Genomic DNA, 24,564 nt, shown 5'->3' on the forward strand with positions numbered 1-24,564 from the left:
CGGTATGTATTGGGCAAGCATTTTTTATACATACCGGTTGGTATATTGTTTGCTTCGTTTCCATAGAATGAGAACATGTATGGGATATGAAAAAAGAACCAACCCGAGTCCGACTTTTACAAGTCAGTCGAAATCTATTTTTAAAGCAGGGTTATTCAGAGACAGGTCTCAATCAAATCGTGGAGGAAGCAAAAACGGTTAAGGCCAGTTTGTACCAACATTTTGCCTCCAAAGAAATGTTGGGTAAAGAAGTGATTCGAATTTATTCCAACGAAAATCTAACCTTACTCAAATCTTTGATGAAACGAAATCCAAAACCATTGGATTTTGTAAAGGCTTGGGTTCGCATTCTCTCCCGTGAAGCAAGGTTGTCGCAACTTTTTGGATGCGGAATGGCCAATTTCCGCGCACAAATTGCACCTCATGAACTGGAAATTCAGAAAGAAATTGAAGAAATCGCCTATCGAACCATCCAGTGTTTGGCGGAGTATCTGGAAGAGGCGGTAGGAAATGGTCATTTAATTTCCAAAGTAGATTGTCGACTGCTCGCCAAACATTTATTTTTTGTTTATGAAGGGGTCCTGCAAGGGTATCGTTTGCTTGATGATAAACGGTCATTGGATGAATTATACCGAATTGCGGAAAGTTTGATCCCATCTCCTAAATGAAAATCACCCGACTCCTAATTCTGATCTTATGTTTGATTTGGTATCATCCCATATTTGCTGATGGAGATTTAGAGGTAAAATTTCAAATTGTAAAATCCAATTCGGGAAAACCAGTTACCAATGCTGTAGTCATTTCTAAAAAAGCAAAAACAAGTGCAATTTCCGATGGGGAAGGAATCGCCAAACTTCGATTTCCCGAACCTGGATACTATGAAGTCAAAATTTCTACGGCCGATAGAAAAGAATCTGTATTTCGCGAAGTTCGGTTCAAAGGCCAAGTCATCCTTGTCACCATATCCGAGGCTAACTTAGCAGGCATCGTTGTCAGCGGAGAAAGAGATAAAACTCCCCTTTCACGGTATGGACTTGTCCAGGATGAGATCAAACGCCTACCGGGAGTGTCTGGTGATTCACTAAAAGCACTGCAAACCATTCCCGGAGTTGTGATAGGAGCACCAGTGGGAATTTTACCATCGGTGTTTACAAACATTGGTTCCAATTTACTGACAGGAAATCCTTATTCCAATAGTGAAAGAGGGGACTTGTCGTTACGCGGAGGTGGCACCAGACAAAATCAATATTACTTTGATGGATTTCCTCTTCCCTATCCCTTTCATTTGGGAAACCAGTCATCTGTCTTAAATAACAATTTAATCAAATCCTTTGATGTGTTTACCGGTGCATTTCCAGCTAAATATGGTTATGCGACTGGAGGAATTATCTCCATTGAGGGAACGGATCGTGTGGATGAAAATAAAACCGTCATCAATACCAATTTGTTTTTGTCAGATATCTATAACCAATCCAAAATCCTTCCGGGCCTAGCCATGATTAGTTCGGGGCGTAAGAATTATCCTAACGTAGTTTTGCTTCAAGCCTACCCCCAAGGAATTCCAGAAGATGCGAAATACGCTGAATACAATGATTACCAATGGAAACTCATTTGGGATATCAATGCTGAACATAGATTGACAGTCCAAACTTTTGGAACTCGCGATAGGCAGGCCTATACCAAAGCCCAAGCGGATTTGGAAAGGGGGGGCGATGACCCGCGTCCACCTACAGGACTCGACCGAATGTTTCGCACTGATGCCATTCGTTACGTTTGGAAACGGAAAACGTTTCGAAATACAATCTCTTATTCGCGTACATCCTTTAATGAATTTTTCGAACTCAAATTTACAAATCCATTGACTGCGGAAAACATCTTTGGGTTACAAAACCGAACCACAGATACAATCACTTATGTTCAAAATGCATTTGAATGGGAACTTTGGGAGGAACATCTCAAACTGGAAGCTGGAGTGCAAGGCCGGTTTCGAGAGACAACTTTAAAGGGAGAAAATATCTCTTCCTATAATCGTTTATTTTATAATATCTTTAATGATCTTTTGAATTCCAATGCAGCTTTCCGATCTGTGATTGATGGTGATCGAATTCGTTACCGAGAAAAATCTGCGTATGTTGAACTCCCATTTAAATATGGTGGATTTCGCCTAACACCAGGTGCACGAGTGGATCATTATTCAGGAAGTAATGAAACCAATTTAGCACCCAGGATCACTGGTGGTTATTTATTTGAATCTACAAAAACTGGGATCATGGCGGGGCACGGAATCCATTATAATGCGCCTGTTTCCGTGGAAGCATTGTCTGCAAAGTCAGGAAATCCAAATTTATTTATGGAACGCGCCGAACACAATTCGATCGGTGTGAGCCAAGAATTTGCCAATAACTGGCAAATCAAAATCGAAGGTTTTCGGAATATCTTTCAAAACATCATTGTTCCGGATGCGTATGTTGTGGATCCGTATGCTCTCAATAATGATACACGTGTTTTTGTGAATGAAACGGCAAAAGTTTTTGCAAACCCCATCACTCCTAAAAATCTAAATTATTCCAATGCAGGTTATGGACATTCGGAAGGTGTGGAATTTTTTATCAAAAAAACAAAAGATCCAAGAGAACAGTCCGGACTTTTTGGTTGGATCTCCTACACAAATTCCATTACCAAACGAATCAATAACCAGTCCAGATTGAATAGTGACGAAACCAGGAACCGAACCTTACTCAATAATTCGAGAACACTACTTGCCCAAGCCAAAATGGGAACCAACTATATCAATTATTATGATGATAACAATTTAGAGATCATTTATAATAATGATAAAGAACAACTATATGATTTGGATAGAACTCATATTTTGAATGTTGTATTTGGTTATAAATTTAATCCAGAGTGGATGGTGGGAGGAAGGTTTCGGTATTTTTCGGGGACTCCGTACACTCCCATTACAAGTGCTACACGGGCAAACCAAGCGGCCACCTTTGGTTTGAATTTATATTTCCCAAACTATTCTGGAAATTATAACAGTGATCGATTTTTGCCTTTCCACCAATTTGACTTACGGATCGATAGAATTGAAAATTATTCTTGGGGTTATATCAATACCTATATAGAATTTGTGAATTTTTATGGTCGCAGGAACCAAGCCGGTTTTGAATTTGATAACACAAAAAATTTCCAAAGAAACCAAAACCCTGCACCTACTTATGATACAGTTAATTCTCCCTACATTGTTTCCCAAACACCTAATGGAAAGATGGCGATCATTCCTTTAGTCAATATTGGTATTGAGGTAAGATTTTGAAAAAAATCATCATTAGTTTGGTTTTGCTTCTTTTTTTGATCTCTTGTTTTGAGAGTGGGGGAGAGAAACAAAAAGAAGAGGAAAACAAACAAACCCTCTACCTTACCACTTTGTATTTGATTCGGGACTCGGGTAATTGTATCAAAACAGATACAAATCTCAGCACCAACAATCAATTTTGTAGTCGGCGTCCGTTAGGGATTTGTTCGGTAAACCAACTCATCCTCACTCAAAGTGAATTGAATGTGCTTTTGAATGAGATGAGAACGATCCAAAATAGAACCACCGATTGTCAAGAATCGATCGTTCAATCAGGGATTTTAAGTTTGAAAGCGACTACTGTAACTGAGACTGAAAATCTAAAATCGAGATATTCGTTCCGAGTGGCAGAAACTTGCGAATTAGAAGGATTCCAAACGTCTGCTGGAACAAGATTTGCTAACTTTACAGAGATCCAGTGGTTAGAGTCAACTCGTGGGAGAATCGCAAAGGCTGCAAAAGCCATCTCAGCCAATACTTTTTTACCTCAAGCCAATCGAGATCGTGCTAACAGCTGTTTGAATTTAGAGTTTAAGGATTGGGAAAAAGACCTAGCACAAGGAAACAATGAAAATAAAATCCTGGTCGAAATCGTTCATCCATAAATTCAAAATCCGCTTTCCTTAACCTTGCCATCCCACATTTTGTCTTTAATCCAAAGGAAATTGAATTTTATGACTTTGAATCGATACAGCCGCACTCTTACCCAAGACGAATCCCTTCCTGCTTCTCAAGCAATGATCATTGGATCTGGAGTTCCTTATGAAGATCTGAACAAACCATTCATAGGAATTGGAAGTACAGGATTTGATGGAAATCCATGTAACATGCACCTAACCACTCTTTCTGCCTTACAAAAGAAAAGTGTTTTAGACACAAAAGAAATGGTTGGTTTATTATTTAATACGATTGGTGTGAGCGACGGAATCACCAACGGAAATGATGGGATGCGATTTTCCTTACCGTCCCGAGAAATTATTGCCGACTCCATTGAAACCATTGCCGGTGCCCATTATTATGACGGTCTTCTTTTTACTGCAGGTTGTGATAAAAATATGCCAGGTGCCATCATGGCAATGGCGAGACTCAACCGACCATCCATTATGGTATACGGTGGAACCATCAATGGCGGTCATTACAAAGGTGAAAAATTAAATATAGTTTCTGCCTTTGAAGCTTATGGAAAAAAAATTAACGGCAAAATCACTGAAGATGATTTTAAAGAAGTGATTAAAAATTCCTGCCCGGGTCCTGGAGCTTGTGGTGGAATGTATACTGCCAATACTATGGCCACTGCCATTGAAGTCATGGGAATGAGTTTACCTTATAGTTCTTCTTCTCCGGCTCGCAGTGAAGAGAAAAAGAAAGAATGTATGAATATTGGAAAGTATATGTACAATCTTTTAGAAAAGGACATCAAACCTTCTGATATCATCACTCCTAAATCTATTTTGAATGCACTTCGTGTTGTCACCATTCTCGGTGGTTCCACAAATGCAGCCCTTCATATGATTGCCATTGCAAGAACCATGGGCATTCCTCTGGACTTGGAACAAATTCAAAAAGTAACCGATACAACTCCGCTCCTTGCGGATATGAAACCAAGTGGAAAGTATCTGATGGAAGACCTACATGCCATCGGAGGAACACCTGCCATCATGAAATTTATGTTACGCGAAGGTTTGATTGACGGATCTTGTTTGACTGTCACAGGAAAAACCATTGCAGAAAACTTGGAAGGCCTTCCTGATCTTCCGAGTGACCAAGATCTATTACGACCAGTTAGTAACCCGATTAAAAAAGAAGGCCATATCCAAGTACTCTATGGCAATATCGCCAAAAAAGGGGCTGTGGCAAAAATCACTGGTCACGAAGGAGAAATGTTCGAAGGAAAAGCCATTTGTTTTGATTCCGAAGTGGAAGCCAATACAGGCATTCGTGATGGGAAAGTCAAACCAGGCCATGTGGTTGTGATTCGCTACGTAGGCCCGAAAGGTGGCCCAGGAATGCCGGAAATGTTAAAACCGACTTCTGCTATCATTGGAGCAGGTCTTGGGGATAATGTAGCTCTCATCACTGATGGAAGGTTTTCGGGGGGAAGCCACGGATTTGTTGTGGGTCATATCACTCCAGAAGCAATGGAAGGGGGAGAGTTGGCATTTGTAAAAGACGGAGACAACATCCTCATTGATGCCCGCACAAACAAACTCGAATTACAAATTTCACCTGAGGAATTAGAAAAAAGAAGAGCTGCTTGGAAAAAACCGCCATACCGCATTACCACTGGATATCTTTGGAAATACATCCAGATGGTAAAAGATGCAAGTACTGGTTGCCTAACAGACCGTTAGGCGCATCTTGGAAATTCCTACTCGTTTAAGTAGGAATTTCTTCCTTTCCGTCCGCATGTCTGGCAAATCTTCCTTTGCCAACATGGACTGGATCATAAGAATCCCAAGGCCAACCACCAAACTGCGTTTTGCGATAGTCATCAAATGCTTGTTGGATTTCCTCTTGTTTGTTCATCACAAAAGGCCCATACTGCACCACTGGTTCGGCAATGGGTTTTCCTTCCAAAATCAAAATGCGTCCAGGTTCTGATCCGTTTTTGAGTTCTACAGAAACATCCGATTTTAAATTGTACATATGTTTGCCGGGAACCACCACTCCATCCATAACTAGACCTTCGCCACGGAAGTAGTAAAGGTTTCTGTTATTGCCGGCAGAACTTCCTGGAATTACAAAACTGGCTTCGGGATCTAAATCTAAAATATAAATTCCCACTTCATTTTTAGGATCACCTGCCCAGGAATCTGGTGGAGGATCTAGTGGTTTTTCGCCAAACAAAGATCCTGCGACAGTTTTGATTTTTATTTTTTTCCCAGAGGCATCCGTGATAACTTTCACAGGAATGTCTTTGTTCCAAAACATTTTGAAATGTGGATCGACAAATTTATTTTTTGCAGGAAGGTTCAACCAAATCTGAAAGAGTTCCAAAGTGTTATCACCGGATTCATCCACCAAAGGAAACATTTCTGAATGTTGGATTCCAGCACCGGCAGTCATCCATTGTACATCTCCATCTCCGTATCTACCAGCAGCGCCTTGAGAGTCGGCATGATCAATGAGCCCTCTTTGGACAACCGTTACCGTTTCAAAGCCGCGGTGAGGGTGGCCAGGAAATCCTGGAATGGTTTCTCCGTGGTACATCCTCCATCCATCTTTGCCGGCAAAGTCTTGGCCAATTTGCCTTCCTTGTAAGGAAGCATCTGGGCCAAACTTTCCATTGCCTTTGGGATAAAAATCCTCGTGGTGAACACAAAATAAAAATGGATCCGAGGTGGGCCATTGGAAGTCGAGTTTTTGGGCGTATAATATTGATTTGTGGTTCATCTAGGAGTCCTATTTTCGCAATTTACATTGTTACTAATAAGACAGTAGATAAGAATCAAAAGTTTTTCACAATAGAAACATTCACTCCAAAAGCTCCATATTGTTTTGCACTGAGTGAAGAATTGAGGTCTGGAACCGAACTGAGTTCCACCGGAGTTTTTCCCGTTCCCACGTTATAACCTGTCACCTCAGAGATACTAAAGGAAGAAATTTGGTAGAATCCACCGTACTTCACTCCCAATGTTTCAAAAATTTTCCAAACAAGTCCTAACTCTAACGACATCGTTGCGCCGCCAAGGCCTTTTGCGAATCCTTCTTTGGATTGGAACATTGTTAATTCTGATCTGGTAACGGGCGAACTAAATGTAACTTGGTTACTAGAATTTAAAGAACCAGTCGATGAAGTTTCAATCCCATAAGAAGCAAGTTTCAATTGTCCAGAAAAAACAGTAAAACCACCGATCATATAGAAGTTCAACCAGTCTGTGATGGAAGTGACAAACCCATAGTCCATTCCATAATTTTTAGTTCTGAATTCTACAGTTCCTGTGGAGAAAGCTAATCCCTGTGTGACAGTTTGGTCTCCCGTTCTTAAAAATGGAAATTTTAACTGAAAGGATTGGAATGGACCTTTCGAAGATAACTCTGAATAGTTGAAACTAAGTTCCGATGAACTTGATGAAGTTAAATAATTTAATGGGCCAAATCCAATTTTAAATCCAATTTCATTGATTCCCGAATGGATTCGGTCATTTAAATAAAGTCCGTTTGTACTAAAACTAGTTCTTGTGTCGTTGTATTGTTCACCTCTAGCATATACGAATCCTACAAAAAAATCCTCAGAGAATTGGTGAGAGTATTTGATTCGAGGTGATATGGTTGAAGTTGGTTTGGATTCAGAACTTTCCGTGATGATACCTGGAGGGTTAAGGTTGTTGGAAGAGTTACTGTTGACAAAACTCGAAGCGACTCGAGCTGAATTTAAGATACTGGATACTGATTGAGGACCACCTTCCGATGGAGTTTGAGCAAATTCACCAGCAAATTCGATGACTTTTAATCCCGTTCCTAAAAAAGAAGAGGATTTTGAAGGTTCGTCAGTATTTGTTTTTGGAGGATTGGAATTATTTTGTGCAAAGACAGGAGATACCAATAGTACTAAAAGTAGAATCAATTTTTTGCTTAATCTTTTCATCTTGATCAATAAATATTTTATAAATATATAATCCAGAAAAAAAAATTTGGAGGCCTTACTTTTCATTCAAGGATTAGAATGATCTTAATTATTTTTTGTGTGTTGTACTAATTGAAAAAAGAAAGTGGAACCTAAATCTAATTCTGTTTCTATCCAAATGCTACTATCATGTCTTTCTAAAAATTCTTTACAGAGGATGAGACCAAGTCCTGTGCCTGCTTCTTGGTTTGTACCAAGTGTGGACGATTTTCGATCCAAACGAAAGAGATTTTGAATTTGTTCTTCTTTCATACCCACACCTTCGTCTTTTACGAAGAAGGTCATTGTTTTTGGATCTATTTTTGTTTTTAAATTCGGATTTCGTATTAATTTAGAATCTATAGTCGGAACCGACTCGGGTGAACCAATCCCGATTGTCACTTCTTTCCCACCATTACTGTATTTGATGGCGTTGGAAACCAAATTACGAATTACAGTTTCGATCATAAAGGAATCCGCTACAATTTCTAAATCTTTCGGAATTTTATTATTAATGGTCACCATCTTTTTGTTAGCGGAAAGACTTAACAGTCCTATCACACGTTGTACTAAATCATAAAAAAGGATGGGGTTTGGTTGGAATTGGATGGCACCTGTTTGTGAACGTGCCCAATCCAAAAGATTTTCGAGTAAGGAATAAACTAAGTCAGAGGAATCTTCCAACATTTTTAGATACGAGGTTCTTTCTGTATTACTGAAGGAAGAATCTTTTTCGCTGAGGATTTTTATGAATTCTTTTTGGGTTCCGAGTGGGCCTCGTAAGTCGTGTGCGATGATTGAAAAAAATTTATCTTTAGTGGAATTTAGTTCTGCTAATCGAATGGCGGATTGTTTTAAATTATTTTCAGCTAGTTTTCTTTCTGTAATATTTCGGACGATAGCACAGTTGTATTGTTTTCCTCCATACTCTACCAAGTTGACAGTCACTTCAATGGGAAAAGAAGTTCCATCTTTTCTTCGATTAACAGTTTCTATCGAAAAAGATTTTCGTTCTAGGATTTCTTGCCAATGGGCTTTCCACATTTCAATAGTAAACAAAGGGTCTACTTGAAACATTTGCATAGAAAGTAATTCTTCTTTTGTATACCCGTAGTTTCTACAAGTGGCTTCGTTGACAAAAACGTAATTTCCATCTTCGTCTGTCCAAACAATTGCTTCTGAAATTGTATCAATGGAAAACTGAGTAAATTGTAATGCATCAATCAAATTGGAATGGTTAGAGGTAGCATTTTTCAAACTTTGTTTCAACATTTGGTTTTCTTCTTCCAAACGTTTGAGGTCTGCTAATAAAACTTCGTATGTCTTAGGTACGGTCGACATGGATTATTGGTATAATAGAATCTACGAAATAAATTGCCAAGAATTAAGTGACTGTTGTAGTTTATTTCGTAAGGATTGAATCGGGCTTGACGAAATTCAAATTTATCGTTAAACCTAGACTCCCAAAACCGATATGGCCTGTCTTTTTTGTCAGAAAGGATCCTCCCAGTTTTCTAGGTCAGAACCGGCCCGGGATGAAACACGGACTCCTACCTTTCCGACGGATGACATTGTAGGGCATTCCCTCAGTAAGTTCTATGAAATTTATGAATGTAAGGATTGCCATAGCCTTTGGTGGATCAAAACAAGAGGGACGGGGGATCCAAGATCCACCTATCCAGAGTTTTACGAACAAACTGCCGAACGAATTGATGACCAGCGTTCAGAACTGATTCGAAATCCCACCGTGGTTGGAATCATCGCTCATAAAGATTCTGCACTCCCTTATTCTTTTTTTGAAGAGATTTTGGAGATCGTTGTTTTATCAGAGAAGGAGAAGTTAAAAGAACTCTACCTCAAACGAGAAGAAAATGTACATACGTCTGTAAAACTCTGGTTACGTCGTTGGTTCACCAAAGAATATCCAAAGGAATTTGAAGAGATTCAAAAAAAAGGATTTCCTTCGTTTTCCAAAGAACTTCTTCGTTTGGAAGAAACTGAATCTGTTTTTGTTTCAGAATTTATTTCAAGAGACCAATTTGTTTTTCTCACAAAAAATAAAGAAGAAGATTGGAAATTACAATCTTACGATTTAACTAAAAAACAAATTCTTTGGACCAAAAATGTCCAAAGGCCTTTTTTGGAAGGTTTAGAAATTCCAATATTATTTTACCAATCAGGATATCTTTGTTATTACCAAGGATTTCAGAAAGGTTCTGAATACTATTCCAAACTCAACCGCCCGGAAACTCTATGTATTTATGATTTATCCGGAAAGGAAATTTTATCTGTTCCTCTCCGGTTTCAATGTTACGAAATCCTTTCCACGGAAGAAAGAGACGTATCCGAAAATCGAATTTCGCATAACTTTAATTTTTCGATTATTTCGGACAATCTGTATCTTCCTTACGAGTCAAAAATTCATGTTTATGATTTGAAAACAGGCACTCAATTAAAAACCATCTCTCTCCCTGGATGGGAAGTTTTTTCGGGAAGGGCTTTTGAAACCGAATCTGGCCAATTGTTATTTTATACATTGAAAGGCATTGTGGGAATGAATGCAGAAGACCAAGTAACCTTTCACTACTCGTCAAAGTTTCATCCGGTGTTTATAGATTCTAGTTTTCGTTTGTTTTATTATTACTCAATAGTTGAATCCGCTGATTCCGGAAAAAAAATTGAGTTCAAAAAAAAATATGAATCTGGAGTGAGTTTACTCCAGCAGTTGTCTTCCAAACCAGCAGAATTTCCCGGTGGAATTTATTTGCCGTTTTCTTTGGACGGATCCTATCTTTTAGATTCCCAATTGAAAATCATCAAAGAGTTTCCTTTTAGTACGACAGACACAATAGGTCCCCATGCCTTCGGATTGGAAAAAAATCCAGTCCTTGTGACAGAAGACCGTATCATCATCACCAATGACTATTCTGGAATTTATATGATCGACTTTTTAGGAAATTTGATCTTAGAAAAAAAAATCGACTCAGAAGTATTAGCTCTTTTTACCTTCGATGGAAAACATCCAATCATCGTCTTAAGAAAACATGATGATTATACTGATGATGATCAGGTTGCAGTTTTCCTATTTTCCCCCACGGGAGATGTGATTGCTGAAAAAACTCTTCCAGCACTTCCTGGTATGGCTGTGAGTTTCGATGGGATTTCTGTATTTGCCAAAGCCAATCAATTCTTCTCGATTGATTTGTTTGAGGAAAAACAAAAGTGATGAAGGAAAATTTCGCGGATCACTTTGCTGAAATAAAAAAACGGTTAACAAACCGATTGTTACAGATCATTCGTTATTCGTTCCTCTTTCTTTTTTTAGGAAACGGGCAAGTGTTCGGGGAAGAAACTACGATAGATTTAAAAAATTTAGAAACTTCTCCCATCTATCTCGCCAATTCTATGTTAGTATTAGAAGATCCAAACAATCAATTGGATTTTGAAACCATTCGGTCCCCGGAATACGCAGGCAAATTTCTCAAACTTCCCTCATCCAAGGAAGCATTCAATTTTTCTTATTCAAAATCTACTTATTGGCTGCGAATCCAAGTACAAAATCCAAATCCAATTCCTAAAGATACCGTGATTGTAGTTGCCTATCCCAGATTAAAAACTTTGGATTTATTCTTTCAAAGTACAAAAGAATTCAAACAAATTCATTCTGGTTATACGATTCCTCTTTCACTTCGTCCTTACAAAAGTCGGTTTTTTGTTTTTCCAATCCAATTTTCTGGAAATACAAATGTTACCATTTATTTAAAAGTAAATTCACCTAATGCCATCAATTTGCCCATCCAACTCTGGGACAAAGTTGCTTACGATAGGCACGAGATTGATGATCATGTCATCCAAGCCATATACTTTGGAATCGCTTTAGCCATGGCTATATTCAATTTATTCGTATTTTTTATCCTTAAAGATTCTAATTATCTTTTATATGTTTTGTTGGTTCTTTCGACTGCATTGACCATTGCTTCGCATAACGGAATTGCTTCGGAATATCTATGGCAAAATTCACCTTGGATGGATCAATATTTGATCAACATTTTAATCTCCGTTGTATTGATATTGTTTTTGGTCTTTATGCGGAATTTATTAAATACCAAAAAATTAGTACCAAAATTGGATTTTGTTAGTAAAGTATTGATTGTAGTTCAAATCATTTTACCTATTTTTTATATTTTATCTTTTGATTCCTTTATTAAAATTATGGTGGTAAGTCATTCCTTTACTGCCTTTTGGATATTATTTAATGCAATCATTTGTTCGTTCCAAAAAGAAAGAATTGCCTATTTTTTCTTACTCGCTTTTGCATTTTTATTTTCTGCTTTGATTGTTTCTACACTTCGAGCCTTAGGATTCATTCCTACCAATTCATTTACCATTGACGGCCCACAATTTGGATCTGCTGCCGAAATGTTGTTACTTGCCTTTGCACTTGCAGATCGTTACAATACCATCATCAAAGAAAAGGAAACCGCAGAAGCACTTGTAAAATCAAATTTAGAAAAATCCAATTTGGACTTAGAAGAAAAGGTCAAAGAAAGAACTTATGTTTTAAACAAAACTTTAAGTGCCATGCGAAGAGATCTTTTTGTTGCTAAAAAAATCCAAGAGAATTCTTTAATCACCGATCCCAAGTTATTTCACCAATTACATCTTGTGTATCGTTATCTTCCTGTATCAGAAGTGGGAGGAGATTTTTTTGATGTTTGTCAATTGAATGAAACCAAGTTTAGAATTCTAATCGCTGATGCAACTGGTCACGGAGTCCACGCAGCAATGATCACTATGGCAATCAAAGGTTTGTATGATAATATCAAAAACTTTGAATTGATGCCGTCCAAGGTAATGGAAATTTTTAACGAAGAGTTTATGGATAACTTTGTATCCCTCAATAGTCTTTTAACTGCTTTGATTTTAGATATCGATATAGATAAAAAAACAATCCAGTTTGCTTCGGCTGGACATCCTGCCGCCGTTCTTTTGAAAAAAAATGAAATTCAACTTTTAGAAAAAACCGGTAGGATGATGGGCCTAAAAAAACAAACCCATTACGGCCAATCGGAACTTCATTGGGAAACCGGGGATCGGCTCTTTTTGTTTACCGACGGTGTTTTTGAAGCTTTCAACCCAAAGGAAGAGGAGTTTGGAGAGGAAAAAGCCTACGCTCTTTTCCAATCTACAAGGAATCTCAGTTTGGATGCGGCCGAAGACCACCTTCTAAAAACACTACAAATCTTTCTCAATGGTCAGGATCGCCAGGACGATTTAACCATTCTCGGGATCGATTTGTAAATTTTTTTTAAAATTAGTTTAATATTAAATAAATACAATATCAAATCACTTGATGTTGTAGTCTATTTTTTATCAATCAAATTTGGAGAACCTTGTGAAATCATTATTTTCAGAAGCGAAATTAGGAAATCTAACCTTAAAAAATAAAGTGGTGATGGCTCCCATGACCCGTTCCCGTTCCCTTGGAAATGTTCCTGGCGACATTGTCGCCACTTACTATGAACAAAGAGCTGAAGCTGGACTCATCGTGACAGAAGGAACATCTCCATCACCGAATGGCCTTGGTTATGCGAGAATCCCTGGAATCTTTTCTGAAGAACAAACGATTGCTTGGAAAAAAGTAACAGACAAAGTTCATGCGAAGGGCAGTAGAATTTTTGTTCAATTGATGCATACAGGTCGTATTGCTCATGAACTCAATTTACCAAAAGGTGCAAAAGTAGTTGGACCTTCTCCGATTCTTGCCAAAGGCCAAATCTGGACCGATGCCGATGGAATGAAAGATCATTCCACTCCCCATGAATTATCCAAACAAGAATTATTAACAACCAAAGAAGAATTTGTAAATGCTGCTAAAAATGCAGTAAAGGCGGGATTTGATGGTGTTGAATTACATGCAGCCAATGGATATTTGTTGGAACAGTTTTTACACCCATCATCCAACCAACGTACAGATGAATATGGCGGGTCTATCGAAAATCGAATTCGATTTGTTGTCGAAGTGGCAACTGCTGTGAGCGAAGCCATTGGAAAAGATAAAACCGCTATCCGTTTGTCTCCTTACGGTGCTTACAATGACCTTTTCCCATTCCCAGAAACTCATGACGAATATTCATTGTTAGCTGATAAACTAAATCAAGTGGGAATTGTTTACATCCATTTGGTGGATCATTCTTCTATGGGTGCTCCAACGGTAGAACCAGAAACAGTTCAGAACATCAGAAAAGCCTTTAAGGGAACACTCATCCTCAGTGGTGGTTACGATGCAGAACGTGCAGAAAAAGATTTGTCCTCCGGCAATGCTGACTTAGTTGCTTTTGGAAAACCATTTCTAGCCAATCCAGACTTAGTCACAAGATTCCAAAAGAATATTGCACTAGCGGCTTTTGACCAAACTACTCTGTATTCACCTGGTGAAAAAGGATATACGGATTACGCTCTGGCAAACTAACAATAGTTAACACTTTCGGATTAAAGGTAAGTGTTATTTTTTTGGCGCCTCAATTTAAACCAAATCCAAAATCATTTGGTAAAATGAACGGGCTACTCCAGGGTGCGCGTTCGCTCCCGTCACCTGCCATCTAACGATCGCAGGTGACCATGCCTTCCGTATCCCTGGCGCGGGCCGAGAGCACCTAACTCGATATAAATTTTTACCTTTTCCATCCATCTCCAATCTCTTGGTCATTTGCCAAATCCAATGTACAGATTCAGAGAGGAAATCCATCCCGAACAAATTCTTTCCTTGGCATGTCTGTTATAGTGAATTTTGTATCCACTATGTCAAACACACCCATCCAACAAGAAACAAGCAAAATCCATAAGGAAGTCATTGGTGCTAATGAAAAATATGCATCGGAATTTGGGAAAAAAGGCGAACTTGCCCTACCTCCTGCGAGAAGTTTTACCATCCTCACCTGTATGGATGCGAGACTGGATCCTGCCAAATATGCCGGCCTTGCAGAAGGAGATGCCCATGTGATTCGAAACGCTGGTGGCCGCGCGAGCGATGATGCGATTCGTTCTTTGGTGATTTCTTATAAACTATTAGGAACCAAAGAATTTTTTGTGATCCACCACTCTGACTGTGGAATGGAGTTATTCACAGATCCGATCATTCGTAACCTCCTTTCCAAAAGTTTAAAAACGGCAACCATTGATTCCAATGGCTGGCGTAATGTAGAGGAATCTGGTGGTTCCGAGGAAGCGAAGTTCATCCCTTTTCTAACCTTCGAAAACTTAGAACAAAGTGTGATCGACGATGTCAAAAGAATCCGAAACCATCCTTTGATTCCCAAAGACATTCCAGTCTATGGATACTATTATGATGTTAAAACGGGAAAACTGGTAGAAGTCAAAGAAGCAACGAAGATTGGAAGAGCTTCTTAATACTAAAGCCAAGCAGGCAAAAGTAATAATACGAACTTTCCCAAAATAAATTCCAGGGTTTTGGGATTCGGATTTCGTAAATGAGAGGATTGTGATAGAAGGGAGTCATTGGGTGGCGGGTCTAGTTCCCCACCCTCCAATCGGGCGGGGATACTCATATCCCATCCTGTACGCGCGGGCGAAGGGGCTCGCCCTCTCCGCTGTTCGGACGTCGTGTCCTCACAACGCTCCGAGTCACGGTGCCGCTCGTCGAAAGCCATCGTGGCTTTCTTACTGATTTGTTCGTTCCCTATGGGTCACTCACAAACCAGCTCGCGTCACTGTTCGATTCCTTCGGATAGATTCTTTGATGATGATTGGATTTTGAAAAAAAGGAGTCTGTCTTTTGCGGGCGAAGGGGCTCGCCCTCTCCGCTGTTCGGACGTCGTGTCCTCACAACGCTCCGAGTCACGGTGCCGCTCGTCGAAAGCCATCGTGGCTTTCTTACTGATTTGTTCGTTCCCTATGGGTCACTCACAAACCAGCTCGCGCCACTGTTCGATCCCTTCGGATAGATTCTTTGATGATGATTGGATTTTGGAAAAAGGAGTCTGTCTTTTGCGGGCGAAGGGGCTCGAACCCTCGCCAGAAGCTTGGAAGGCTGCTGTGCTACCGTTACACCACACCCGCGACAGTAAATACATAGTTTTGGTTGTGGGTAAGGGGTCAATGATTTTTGGTTCCAGAAAGTGTGGGAGGAAGAAAATGAGACTATGGCCCTGCCCCAAGCACTCGAAAATTACCGAAAACAATATCGTAAAATCAAATTATTCCAAGACGTAGCATCTGTCCTCCATTGGGACTCGGAAGTGATGATGCCGGAAGAGGGGCGAGAATACCGATCAGCTCAAATTGCTGCGGTGGCAGAGCTCACCCACGATTGGATGACTGATAAATCTTTTTTAAACCAAATTCAATCTGCGAAACAATCTATCGGTGAACTACCTGAATCCGAACGATCCCTTTGGAATCGTGAATTGGAAGTCCTGATGGAAGAAAAGGAGAAGGCTGATAAATTGCCCTCGGAGTTTGTTTCCGAATTTGCAAAAGTAACCAACCTCGCACATGCGGAATGGGCTGAAGCAAAAAAAGAAAAAAACTTCCAATCCTTTGCAAAACGATTAGAGGAACTAGTTCAATTATCTAAAAAACAAGCAGATTACTTTGGTTATACGACCGAACCTTATGATGCACTGCTCGATAGTTATGAAAAAGGTGCCAAAGCCAGTCAAATTCAAACTTTGTTTTCTGATTTGAAAGCATCCCTGGTTCCTATCGTGTCCACAGCACCTAAATTCAAAAATCCATTTCCAGAACCTATATCTATCGAGAAACAAACCAAATTTTGTAATCGTTTGCCATCACTTCTTGGACTCACTACAAAAGAATCGAGATTGGATACAAGTAACCATCCGTTTTCTACAAGTTTGGGAAAAGGTGATAAACGAATCACAACTAGATATTCAGAAACTGATCCACTTTCTTCCATCTTTGGTGTGTTACATGAAACTGGTCATTCTCTTTACGAATCTGGATTGTCAGCTATGCCAAATTGGCCCACTCCGATAACAGAATTTTTAAGTTTGGGAATCCATGAATCTCAAAGTCGATTGTGGGAAAATCAGGTGGGACGTTCCTTACCATTTTGGGAATTTGTTTATCCTATTTTGTTATCCGATTTTGATTTGTCAGATAAGGAACTTCCTTTTAAAGAATTATACCAATACATCAATAGCACTGAAAAAACTAAAGTAAGAGTGGAAGCTGACCAGGTTACTTACAACCTTCATATCATTTTGCGATTTGAAATTGAAAGAGATCTCATCAATGGAAAAATCCAAGTAAAGGATCTACCTGAAATTTGGAATACCAAGATGAAAGAAAGTTTCGGCCTAACCATTGAGAATGATGCCGAAGGTGTTTTACAAGATATCCACTGGTCGATGGGAGCTTTTGGATATTTCCCTACGTATACATTAGGAAATATTTTCAGTTCACAATTTTTCAAAAAATTCACAGAAGAATTCCCTGATTCGCATAACAAATTCTCTACGAAAGGTGATTTTTCTGACCTACTGGGTTGGCTCCGAAAAAACATTCACTCTAAAGGTAAAATTTATGACGTGGACAGCTTGATGAAACAGGCTACCGGTGAAGCGGCAGATTCCAAACATTTGATTTCCTATTTGAATGGAAAAATCAAAGAAGTAACAAAATAATAAATCAATAAAGAGTATTCAAAGGAATTCTATGTCAGGATCAGAACAAGTATTAGAAAAACTAAGCCAACTATCATATTTTGATAATTTAGCTTTGTATTATTTATGTATCGAAACACCTCCACAAACACTTGCCTTGGCGTTCATGCAAATGGATGAAAAAATCGCAGGTTCCATGCTTGGAGTTTTGGATGTACAAAAACGAAAGTATGTACACGAACTCATGGCTCTTCAAAAAGATAGTCCAGAAGAAGCTAAAAAAGCCGCCGCAGAAGGGTTGTTACTCATCGCAGACGGCTTAATTTCTAGAAATTTAATTAGTAAACAAGGTCACTATTTCTTTGGAACAAAGAGATAAAAAGATCCTAATCCTAAACAAATCCAACCTATTAAAAAACTCACTCCTCCTATAGGAGTGATGGCTCCTAAAACGCGAATCCCTGTGATTGCCAGGGCATACAAACTAAAAGAAAAAATTAGAATTCCTAATAGAAACGCCCAAGTGGCAACTGTTAACAATGTTTTGCTTTTACTTGGTGCATCCGATTGGAGTGATTGTTGTAACAATAAAAATGAAATGAGTGCAGTCAGTGTATGATAAAAATGGTAACGATTTCCCGTTTCAAAAATTACCATAAGTTCTGGGGATATTATTTTTTTAAGTCCGTGTGCCCCGAATGCACCAATGGCAACAGCTAAAAAACCGAAAAGACAAATGGCTAGGATTAAAATCGCAGAGGATTGCTTCTTGACAAGATTCATAATCGATACTTCCTATTGCCTATGACTTCAGATACATCCGGAAAGAATACTAAATTTGTTAGAGTTTGGCGACAACTCAATGTGGAAGATGTAAAAAAACAACTACTCTATATCGATGATCTCTACGGAACTTGTGGGAATTGTAAAAAATTAGGACTCAATTATCTAAAAGATAAAAAATGCCCTGATTGTGGAGTCACTTTTAAATATTTAGCAACTAAATTGAGTAAGGTGGCTGATATTGGAAAGATTCTAAGTCGAATTGATAAAGAAGGTTTGGATTTAACTTTAATTGAAAGAGAAGACTTTGAAAGATCCAGTGCTGCCGACGCCGCAAGAGATCTATTCAAATCATAAATAAAAATTTGGAAATGGTTGGTCGATTAGAACAATTAAAATTTAAACGACCAACCAAACTGTGCAGTTTTGTTATGTGCTGCTGTATCTTCCCAAGCATCAAAAGCTCGAACGGCCCTCGAGACAGCAAGGGCAGCAAATACACCCACGGCATTCGGTGATTCCCAAACATTTCCTGGACCCTTTGTATTTAGCATATTATCCCAAATATTTTTTTTAGGTAATTTGTCTTGGGCATACATATAGGCACCACCTGCCAAAATCAAATCACATAAAAGATAAATACCCATACTCACAAATGTATCTCGATTTGAAAAGAGGGGAGAGTTCCAAGAGTTATAACCAACAGAAGCCATTGGTGTGATTAAATTCAGACCTTGCGAAATGGCATGATATTTTTCCGACAAAGGCACTGCAGATTCATGGGGAGGTTTTTGGAGTAACTCTTGTTCCATAATTTCTTTCCACATTCTCTCTTGACCACGCCTTGGTGACTCAATACGAATGATCGAATCTGGAGATGTTTTTCCAACCTTCCCTACATAGATATCAAAATCGTATGGGTTTTTCCAACGATTTCTATATCTGTAAACAAACCCTTGTGTTTTTTCGTGTGCATAAAAATCAGGATCTAATTTGTTTAAAAGTGCCACCAAGCGAAGGTTAACATCTTCGGGGCCACCCAGAACTTCTACTGTTTCTCCTGCAAAAAGAGAACTAAAACCAGAGGTCGAAAACAATAGAAGAAAACTAAAATAAACAATAAAGGATAGGAATCCTTTTAAAATGAAATTCATGACTGCACTCCAGGAAGTTGAAGGTAAGCGTTGATTAAACCTAACGAGTTGTATGTGGCATGACAAGCCATAGCGATCCATATATTTCCTGTTTTGATATAGATATATCCAAAGAACATACCCACACCACAAATAATAAATGGAATGGCAATGGATGTTCCTTCACCGTAGTGGAGCCATCCAAATAAAAGAGAAACGATGAACAAACCTTCTTGAGCAAGACCCTTATCGATAAAGGCCTTTAACAAAAAACCTCTAAAGAAAATTTCTTCCAAAATTCCCGTAATGATTCCCACAACATAAATTCCCCATGCAAGTAGGTATGCATTTCCATGAATGGCTTCATAAAGTTTTTTGGCAAAAACTCCAGATTCTACAGGTACGGAAAGTTTTTCTAAGGCTAGTCCAAAGAGAACCACTACAATAAAACATAAAAATCCGTTGGCGATGCCTCGGAGTAAAATAGGTACAGACAATTCGTCTTGAAGATTTGTGACAGGAATTTGTAATACTTTTTTATAAAGCAAATAACCTAATCCCACATAACATAAAAACCATGGAATGGAATGCCCGAGTAGGTAGTGGGGTTTTTCAGAAAATACCTTATCGTAAAATTGTGAGAGTAACAAACTCGGGTTTTCAGTAATTTCTTTCTGGAATTGTTCCTTGATGGGTGTCACAATTTTTTCGTATTCGGTAAGCATCGTGGAAAAGTCCATTTTGCCTTCCCAATACTCTTCGTAAAGGGGGAGAAGTTGGTCTTCGGGGATTCGATCACCAAGCACCGAATTGTTGACGAAGGCTAAAAAAATAACGGAATAAAAGAAGGAACATACATATACGAGACCTAAAGAATAGGCAGTGAGCCGAAAGATCTCAAAAAAACGATTCTGCATCTGCCTTACAGTTCCTCAATTTCGGCAAGAATCGTCATCGTTTTTTTAGAAAATGGCCGATATTCAAATTAGAAGATTATGTCTAAAACCGTAGATTTTCCAAAATGGGCCTTGTTTCTAAGCACTCTCTCTGTTTTTTCATCTCTTGCGGCAAGTCCCATCACACTGGCAAATCTAGAATATTCCAACCCATCCCTTAAAAATCTTCGTTCGGAAATCAAGGAAAACTTAAGGATTTCGAAATCTGGTGTGAAACGAGAGGAACTCATCCCTCTGAAATACTACGAATACAAGGTGCGCAAAGAAGATAATTTTTTTAGGATCATGGCACGCACTGGAATGGATTTGGAAACTCTATCTTCTGTGAATGAATTAAGTTCTCCTCATGATTTATCACCAGGTATGGTTTTAGAAATTCCCAATATGCGAGGAACCTTTCATCCTGAAGAAGGAAGTGGTGATGAAAAAACCAAATTAAAGTTAGCCGAAAAATATAATCTTGATTCCAATAAATTACAATTTGATTCAGAAAGAGGAAAATGGTTTTTACCTGGAATTTCTATGGGTAAATCTGAAAAATCTTTTTTCTATGGTTTCGGATTTCAGTTTCCATTAACGGAAGCTCGTATCTCTTCTGGTTTTGGAAAACGATTAGATCCATTTACAAAAAAAGAAACCTTCCATGGTGGGATTGATTTGGCCGCCGAACAAGGATCAGACGTATTTGCCTCTATGGATGGTGAAGTTGTTTTTAAAGGCAAACAAGGTGGTTATGGAAATTTAATCATCTTAAAACATAGTTTGGGTTATGAAACTCGTTATGGACATCTTTTTGATTTTAGTATAAACGTTGGTCAGAAAGTAAAAAAGGGACAAAAAATTGGGGAAGTAGGACAAACAGGTAGAGCGACCGGTTCACATTTGCATTTTGAAATTAGAAGAAATTCAAAACGTGAAAGACCTATTTTTCGATCTCACTAAAAAAAGATTTTACGTTAGTTATTGATTCTTGTAATTCTGGGAATCAATGGACTTTGAAATTTCCCAAGAAGTGGAAACACTTCGCAAAAACATCCAAGACTTCATCACAAATGAAATCATTCCTCTGGAAAAACATTATGATTATGAAAAAGGTCGAATGCCAGAAGATATCAACCAACAAGCGCGCGCTAAAGTAAAAGCCGCTGGTTTTTGGACACCTCATCTTCCTAAATCAGAAGGTGGATTGGGTTTAGATTTAATCGGCACTTGTATTATTTTTAGTGAACTGGGTCGTTCACCGATAGCTCCTTATATATTTAACTGTGATGCTCCTGATGAAGGTAATATGCATTTGCTTTCTTTGGCAGCCACAGAAAAACAAAAAGAACTCATTCTCCATCCACTCATCAAAGGTGAATTACGAACTGGTTTTGCGATGACAGAACCGGCGCCTGGTGCCGGCTCCGATCCCACCACCTTACAAACTAATGCTGAAAAACAAGGGGATAAATACATCCTCAATGGTCGCAAATGGTACTGCACAGGAGCCAATGGATCTAAGTATTTGATTGTGATGGCAAAGGTGAATGGAAGTTTCCGCAAAACTACAATGTTTCTTGTGCCAACCGATGCGAAAGGTTATACAATGGTTCGAGAAATTGAACTGATGGGCTCTCATGGACCAGGCGGGCACTGTGAACTCAATTTTGAAAATGTTGAAGTTCCAGAAGATATGATCCTTGGTCGTATCGGAGAGGGTTTCCGATTATCCCAAGAGAGGCTAGGTCCTGCTCGTTTGACTCATTGTATGCGTTGGACGGGAATGGCAAGAAGGGCTCTTTCGATTGCACGAAGTTATGCGAAAGAAAGACAAGTTTTTAGTTCAAGAATCGCAGACCACCAAGGAATCCAATGGATGTTTGCGGAACGTGCCACAGAAATTGAAATGGCTTTTCTTCTCACTTTAAAAGCGGCTTGGTTATTAAAAACCGGAAAGGATGCCCGCCAAGAAACTTCTATGGCAAAATGGAAAGTCAGTGAATCCCTCTGTAATACCATTGATATGGCAATTCAAATTTGTGGGGGCAAAGGGTATTCCCGAGACCTACCGCTTGAATTGTTTTATCGCGATGCTCGGGCGGCAAGGATTGCTGATGGGCCATCTGAGGTGCATAAAATGGTCATTGGTCGAAACTACGTATCCGAGAAGTGGGACTTTTAGAAAACCATGGAAATGAATGAACTACAGGAAAAAGTGGAACTTCACTTATCAAGGGTTTGGAAAGATGATGTAAAAGTCTCCCAGATCCACCATCTAAGTGGAGGGGCTTGCCAAGATAATTATTCATTGGACTTGGTTTCCAGATCCGGTAAACAATCGTTAGTTCTAAGAACTGACAAAGGTGCCAGTTTGCTTTCTTCATTGTCCAAACGAGATGAATTCAAAGTGGCCGAACTTGTTTACAAAGCCGGTGTCAAAACTCCCACTCCTGTATTTCTGGAAGAAACTCCCGAGGTCATTGGTTCCCCTTTTTTTCTTATGGAAAAAATTGGAGGCAAAGCCACTGGCCGTTACATCACCAAAGATAAAGAATTAGATTCCTATCGTAAAACACAGATGGTAACGGATCTGGCAGAAAACTTAGCCAAACTTCATACAGTAAAACCCAGTTCTGTTTCCGATGAAGAACTAAAACAAAAACTAAAAATTGTTACCAAAGAAAATTATATCTCCATTGCTATTTCCGATCTAAGACAGTCGTTAGACGAACTTCCTGAAGCTCACCCAGCCATTGAATTGTGTTTGTTATGGTTGGAATCCAATGCCCCTTCGATTGATGAAATTGTCCTTGTACATGGAGATTTTCGCACGGGGAATTTTATGATGAATGCCGAGGGACTCCAAGGAATTTTAGATTATGAATTTGCTCACTTTGGTGATCGTCATGAAGACATTGCTTGGTTGTGTATGCGCGACTGGAGGTTTGGTCGCCTAAATAAAGAAGTCGGTGGTTTTGGAGATCGCAAAGATTTTTACGACGCTTACCAAAAAACTTCCGGTATCCCAGTGGATCCTTTCAAAGTTACTTTCTGGGAAATTATGGGTAATGTTCGTTGGGCCATTGGAAGTGCCCAACAAACAGAGAGACATCTTTCTGGTAAAGACAAAGGGATAGAACTCGCAGCCATTGGCCGACGAACCGCAGAGATGGAATGGGAAGCCATGCGACTCATTGAATCTCTGCAAAGCTAAACGGAAATTTCCGTATATTATGTCCATTCACTGTATTGAGAATTAGTCTCAATTATCTTGACTCTAACTTCTCCTGCACTTTTCTGGAAAGAGTGGGGGGTTTTTATGGAACAAACTTTGGATTTAGGAATGGATGTCTTCCAATTGCCAAGGTACTGGGAAGAGTATCAATCTTTGGAAACCATCTATTGGAATGGTAGTTTTGCTTCGGAATACCAACCAATCGTATCTATTTTGGAGAAGAAAACAGTGGCTTATGAAGCACTGGCGCGGTTTTATACAAATGGTGGAAAAATTGCACCCGACCGAGCCTTCCAAATTTTACACAACGATCCTGGATTCTTTTTCGATTTTGAGAAAAAATTGAAGAACTTTCAAATCCAAAATCGCCCTGAAGGATATCCATTGTTTTTGAATATGGATGCCCATGTTTATAGTAAGGAAATTCATTCAGACCATTGGGAATCTGTTTTTAAGAAGGAAAAAAATATCGTGTGCGAACTCATTGAAAATACAGACTATGCCTCAGTTGAGGATTCAAAGTTTTGTATGAATCATCTCAAAGAAATGAACATTCCTTTTGCTTTGGATGATATTGGTGGGAAAAACAATTTATTTTGTTTTGAATTTTTAGAAGGTGCGAGTTATTTAAAGTTTGATCGGCGTTGGTTGTCTTTACTTCGCACCGACAAAAACTATTCTGAGATTTTAAAAGGATTTTTGGCCTTTGCAAAATTGCAAAAAATCCAATGTATTTTGGAAGGAATCGAAACTCAGGCAGATTTGGAAATTGCCACCAAAACGGGTTTTGATTTAGGACAAGGTTTTTTATTCAAATATGGAACGTTACAGGCAGTCGCTTAAGTAATGTTATGGGAGTAAATT

At 38.9% G+C, this 24,564-nt stretch carries 22 protein-coding genes and 1 tRNA gene; 15 read left to right on the top strand and 8 right to left on the bottom strand.

What is annotated here, in order from left to right; all coding sequences use genetic code 11:
• The first annotated feature begins 86 nt into the window (after nucleotides 1–86).
• The 4 genes from EHQ16_RS07030 (at nucleotide 87) to ilvD (ending at nucleotide 5,709) form a co-directional block, all read left to right on the top strand.
• A complete protein-coding gene (locus EHQ16_RS07030) occupies nucleotides 87–668 on the top strand; it encodes a TetR/AcrR family transcriptional regulator (RefSeq protein ID WP_135634379.1) in 582 nt (193 codons plus the stop codon).
• Complete coding sequence (locus EHQ16_RS07035) at nucleotides 665–3,319, top strand: TonB-dependent receptor plug domain-containing protein (protein ID WP_135634377.1); 2,655 nt, start codon at nucleotides 665–667, stop codon at nucleotides 3,317–3,319. The genes EHQ16_RS07030 and EHQ16_RS07035 overlap by 4 nt, the downstream gene beginning before the upstream one ends.
• Nucleotides 3,316–3,963, top strand: coding sequence for a hypothetical protein (locus EHQ16_RS07040; protein ID WP_135634375.1), 648 nt, complete (start codon nucleotides 3,316–3,318; stop codon nucleotides 3,961–3,963). Before EHQ16_RS07035 ends, EHQ16_RS07040 begins: the two co-directional genes overlap by 4 nt.
• Nucleotides 3,964–4,032: 69 nt before the next feature.
• Nucleotides 4,033–5,709 (top strand): dihydroxy-acid dehydratase, encoded by a 1,677-nt coding sequence (gene ilvD / locus EHQ16_RS07045; protein ID WP_135634373.1) that lies wholly within the window; start codon nucleotides 4,033–4,035, stop codon nucleotides 5,707–5,709.
• A gap of 25 nt (nucleotides 5,710–5,734) precedes the next feature.
• Here the strand turns inward: ilvD and EHQ16_RS07050 are convergent, their stop codons facing one another.
• The 3 genes from EHQ16_RS07050 to EHQ16_RS07060 form a co-directional block, all read right to left on the bottom strand.
• A complete protein-coding gene (locus EHQ16_RS07050) occupies nucleotides 5,735–6,751 on the bottom strand; it encodes a pirin family protein (RefSeq protein ID WP_135634371.1) in 1,017 nt (338 codons plus the stop codon).
• A gap of 55 nt (nucleotides 6,752–6,806) precedes the next feature.
• A complete protein-coding gene (locus EHQ16_RS07055; RefSeq protein WP_244241964.1) occupies nucleotides 6,807–7,925 on the bottom strand; it encodes a hypothetical protein in 1,119 nt (372 codons plus the stop codon).
• A 105-nt stretch (nucleotides 7,926–8,030) separates the two neighbouring features.
• Complete coding sequence (locus tag EHQ16_RS07060) at nucleotides 8,031–9,305, bottom strand: PAS domain-containing sensor histidine kinase (RefSeq protein WP_135634367.1); 1,275 nt, start codon at nucleotides 9,303–9,305, stop codon at nucleotides 8,031–8,033.
• Nucleotides 9,306–9,438: 133 nt separating this feature from the next.
• On the opposite strand from EHQ16_RS07060, the gene EHQ16_RS07065 reads away from it, so the two are divergent.
• From EHQ16_RS07065 to EHQ16_RS07080, 4 genes are all read left to right on the top strand, one after another.
• Complete coding sequence (locus EHQ16_RS07065; RefSeq protein ID WP_208742245.1) at nucleotides 9,439–11,190, top strand: hypothetical protein; 1,752 nt, start codon at nucleotides 9,439–9,441, stop codon at nucleotides 11,188–11,190.
• Entirely contained in the window at nucleotides 11,190–13,265 is a 2,076-nt protein-coding gene (locus EHQ16_RS07070) for a 7TM diverse intracellular signaling domain-containing protein (protein ID WP_135634365.1), read from the top strand. The genes EHQ16_RS07065 and EHQ16_RS07070 overlap by 1 nt, the downstream gene beginning before the upstream one ends.
• 94 nt (nucleotides 13,266–13,359) lie before the next feature.
• A complete protein-coding gene (locus EHQ16_RS07075; protein ID WP_135634363.1) occupies nucleotides 13,360–14,436 on the top strand; it encodes an alkene reductase in 1,077 nt (358 codons plus the stop codon).
• Between the two features lie 329 nt (nucleotides 14,437–14,765).
• Nucleotides 14,766–15,374 (top strand): beta-class carbonic anhydrase, encoded by a 609-nt coding sequence (locus EHQ16_RS07080; RefSeq protein WP_135634361.1) that lies wholly within the window; start codon nucleotides 14,766–14,768, stop codon nucleotides 15,372–15,374.
• 2 nt (nucleotides 15,375–15,376) lie between these two features.
• On the opposite strand, the gene EHQ16_RS19485 is transcribed toward EHQ16_RS07080, so the two are convergent.
• Both EHQ16_RS19485 and EHQ16_RS07085 read right to left on the bottom strand, forming a co-directional pair.
• On the bottom strand, nucleotides 15,377–15,532 hold the full coding sequence (locus EHQ16_RS19485; protein ID WP_167482640.1) for a hypothetical protein: 156 nt from the start codon (nucleotides 15,530–15,532) through the stop codon (nucleotides 15,377–15,379).
• A 440-nt stretch (nucleotides 15,533–15,972) separates the two neighbouring features.
• Nucleotides 15,973–16,043, bottom strand: a tRNA-Gly gene (locus tag EHQ16_RS07085).
• An 83-nt stretch (nucleotides 16,044–16,126) separates the two neighbouring features.
• On the opposite strand from EHQ16_RS07085, the gene EHQ16_RS07090 reads away from it, so the two are divergent.
• Both EHQ16_RS07090 and EHQ16_RS07095 read left to right on the top strand, forming a co-directional pair.
• Nucleotides 16,127–17,632, top strand: coding sequence for a carboxypeptidase M32 (locus EHQ16_RS07090; RefSeq protein ID WP_135634359.1), 1,506 nt, complete (start codon nucleotides 16,127–16,129; stop codon nucleotides 17,630–17,632).
• 31 nt (nucleotides 17,633–17,663) lie between these two features.
• A complete protein-coding gene (locus tag EHQ16_RS07095; protein WP_135588190.1) occupies nucleotides 17,664–17,990 on the top strand; it encodes a hypothetical protein in 327 nt (108 codons plus the stop codon).
• Here EHQ16_RS07095 and EHQ16_RS07100 read toward each other — a convergent pair.
• Nucleotides 17,966–18,394, bottom strand: coding sequence for a DUF423 domain-containing protein (locus EHQ16_RS07100; RefSeq protein ID WP_135634357.1), 429 nt, complete (start codon nucleotides 18,392–18,394; stop codon nucleotides 17,966–17,968). The two genes, EHQ16_RS07095 and EHQ16_RS07100, sit on opposite strands and share 25 nt — an antisense overlap.
• 21 nt (nucleotides 18,395–18,415) lie before the next feature.
• On the opposite strand from EHQ16_RS07100, the gene EHQ16_RS07105 reads away from it, so the two are divergent.
• A complete protein-coding gene (locus EHQ16_RS07105; protein WP_135579957.1) occupies nucleotides 18,416–18,751 on the top strand; it encodes a hypothetical protein in 336 nt (111 codons plus the stop codon).
• Nucleotides 18,752–18,786: 35 nt separating this feature from the next.
• On the opposite strand, the gene EHQ16_RS07110 is transcribed toward EHQ16_RS07105, so the two are convergent.
• On the bottom strand, nucleotides 18,787–19,548 hold the full coding sequence (locus EHQ16_RS07110; protein ID WP_135634354.1) for a hypothetical protein: 762 nt from the start codon (nucleotides 19,546–19,548) through the stop codon (nucleotides 18,787–18,789).
• Entirely contained in the window at nucleotides 19,545–20,444 is a 900-nt protein-coding gene (locus EHQ16_RS07115; protein WP_135634352.1) for a CPBP family intramembrane glutamic endopeptidase, read from the bottom strand. The genes EHQ16_RS07110 and EHQ16_RS07115 overlap by 4 nt, the downstream gene beginning before the upstream one ends.
• Before the next feature lie 78 nt (nucleotides 20,445–20,522).
• Between EHQ16_RS07115 and EHQ16_RS07120 the strand changes: the two genes are divergently transcribed.
• The 4 genes from EHQ16_RS07120 to EHQ16_RS07135 all read left to right on the top strand — a co-directional run bounded on the left by EHQ16_RS07120 (nucleotide 20,523) and on the right by EHQ16_RS07135 (nucleotide 24,543).
• Complete coding sequence (locus tag EHQ16_RS07120) at nucleotides 20,523–21,425, top strand: LysM peptidoglycan-binding domain-containing M23 family metallopeptidase (RefSeq protein ID WP_135634350.1); 903 nt, start codon at nucleotides 20,523–20,525, stop codon at nucleotides 21,423–21,425.
• A 46-nt stretch (nucleotides 21,426–21,471) separates the two neighbouring features.
• Complete coding sequence (locus tag EHQ16_RS07125; RefSeq protein ID WP_135588202.1) at nucleotides 21,472–22,647, top strand: acyl-CoA dehydrogenase family protein; 1,176 nt, start codon at nucleotides 21,472–21,474, stop codon at nucleotides 22,645–22,647.
• A 6-nt stretch (nucleotides 22,648–22,653) separates the two neighbouring features.
• Nucleotides 22,654–23,679 (top strand): phosphotransferase family protein, encoded by a 1,026-nt coding sequence (locus tag EHQ16_RS07130; protein ID WP_135634348.1) that lies wholly within the window; start codon nucleotides 22,654–22,656, stop codon nucleotides 23,677–23,679.
• Nucleotides 23,680–23,784: 105 nt separating this feature from the next.
• Nucleotides 23,785–24,543 (top strand): EAL domain-containing protein, encoded by a 759-nt coding sequence (locus EHQ16_RS07135; protein WP_135634347.1) that lies wholly within the window; start codon nucleotides 23,785–23,787, stop codon nucleotides 24,541–24,543.
• Nucleotides 24,544–24,564 lie beyond the last annotated feature (21 nt).

It is taken from the genome of Leptospira kanakyensis, from assembly GCF_004769235.1.
GTDB classification, from domain to species: domain Bacteria; phylum Spirochaetota; class Leptospiria; order Leptospirales; family Leptospiraceae; genus Leptospira_A; species Leptospira_A kanakyensis.

Coding starts and splice junctions, on each gene's coding strand:
- EHQ16_RS07060 (WP_135634367.1), bottom strand. CDS start 9,305: ATGTCGACCGTACCTAAGACATACGAAGTTTTATTAGCAGACCTCAAA.
- EHQ16_RS07125 (WP_135588202.1), top strand. CDS start 21,472: ATGGACTTTGAAATTTCCCAAGAAGTGGAAACACTTCGCAAAAACATC.
- EHQ16_RS07110 (WP_135634354.1), bottom strand. CDS start 19,548: ATGAATTTCATTTTAAAAGGATTCCTATCCTTTATTGTTTATTTTAGT.
- EHQ16_RS07100 (WP_135634357.1), bottom strand. CDS start 18,394: ATGAATCTTGTCAAGAAGCAATCCTCTGCGATTTTAATCCTAGCCATT.
- EHQ16_RS07095 (WP_135588190.1), top strand. CDS start 17,664: ATGTCAGGATCAGAACAAGTATTAGAAAAACTAAGCCAACTATCATAT.
- EHQ16_RS07115 (WP_135634352.1), bottom strand. CDS start 20,444: ATGCAGAATCGTTTTTTTGAGATCTTTCGGCTCACTGCCTATTCTTTA.
- EHQ16_RS07130 (WP_135634348.1), top strand. CDS start 22,654: ATGGAAATGAATGAACTACAGGAAAAAGTGGAACTTCACTTATCAAGG.
- EHQ16_RS07070 (WP_135634365.1), top strand. CDS start 11,190: ATGAAGGAAAATTTCGCGGATCACTTTGCTGAAATAAAAAAACGGTTA.
- EHQ16_RS07035 (WP_135634377.1), top strand. CDS start 665: ATGAAAATCACCCGACTCCTAATTCTGATCTTATGTTTGATTTGGTAT.
- EHQ16_RS07105 (WP_135579957.1), top strand. CDS start 18,416: ATGACTTCAGATACATCCGGAAAGAATACTAAATTTGTTAGAGTTTGG.
- EHQ16_RS07080 (WP_135634361.1), top strand. CDS start 14,766: ATGTCAAACACACCCATCCAACAAGAAACAAGCAAAATCCATAAGGAA.
- EHQ16_RS07090 (WP_135634359.1), top strand. CDS start 16,127: ATGGCCCTGCCCCAAGCACTCGAAAATTACCGAAAACAATATCGTAAA.
- EHQ16_RS07050 (WP_135634371.1), bottom strand. CDS start 6,751: ATGAACCACAAATCAATATTATACGCCCAAAAACTCGACTTCCAATGG.
- EHQ16_RS07120 (WP_135634350.1), top strand. CDS start 20,523: ATGTCTAAAACCGTAGATTTTCCAAAATGGGCCTTGTTTCTAAGCACT.
- EHQ16_RS07135 (WP_135634347.1), top strand. CDS start 23,785: ATGGAACAAACTTTGGATTTAGGAATGGATGTCTTCCAATTGCCAAGG.
- EHQ16_RS19485 (WP_167482640.1), bottom strand. CDS start 15,532: ATGAGTATCCCCGCCCGATTGGAGGGTGGGGAACTAGACCCGCCACCC.
- EHQ16_RS07065 (WP_208742245.1), top strand. CDS start 9,439: ATGGCCTGTCTTTTTTGTCAGAAAGGATCCTCCCAGTTTTCTAGGTCA.
- ilvD (WP_135634373.1), top strand. CDS start 4,033: ATGACTTTGAATCGATACAGCCGCACTCTTACCCAAGACGAATCCCTT.
- EHQ16_RS07030 (WP_135634379.1), top strand. CDS start 87: ATGAAAAAAGAACCAACCCGAGTCCGACTTTTACAAGTCAGTCGAAAT.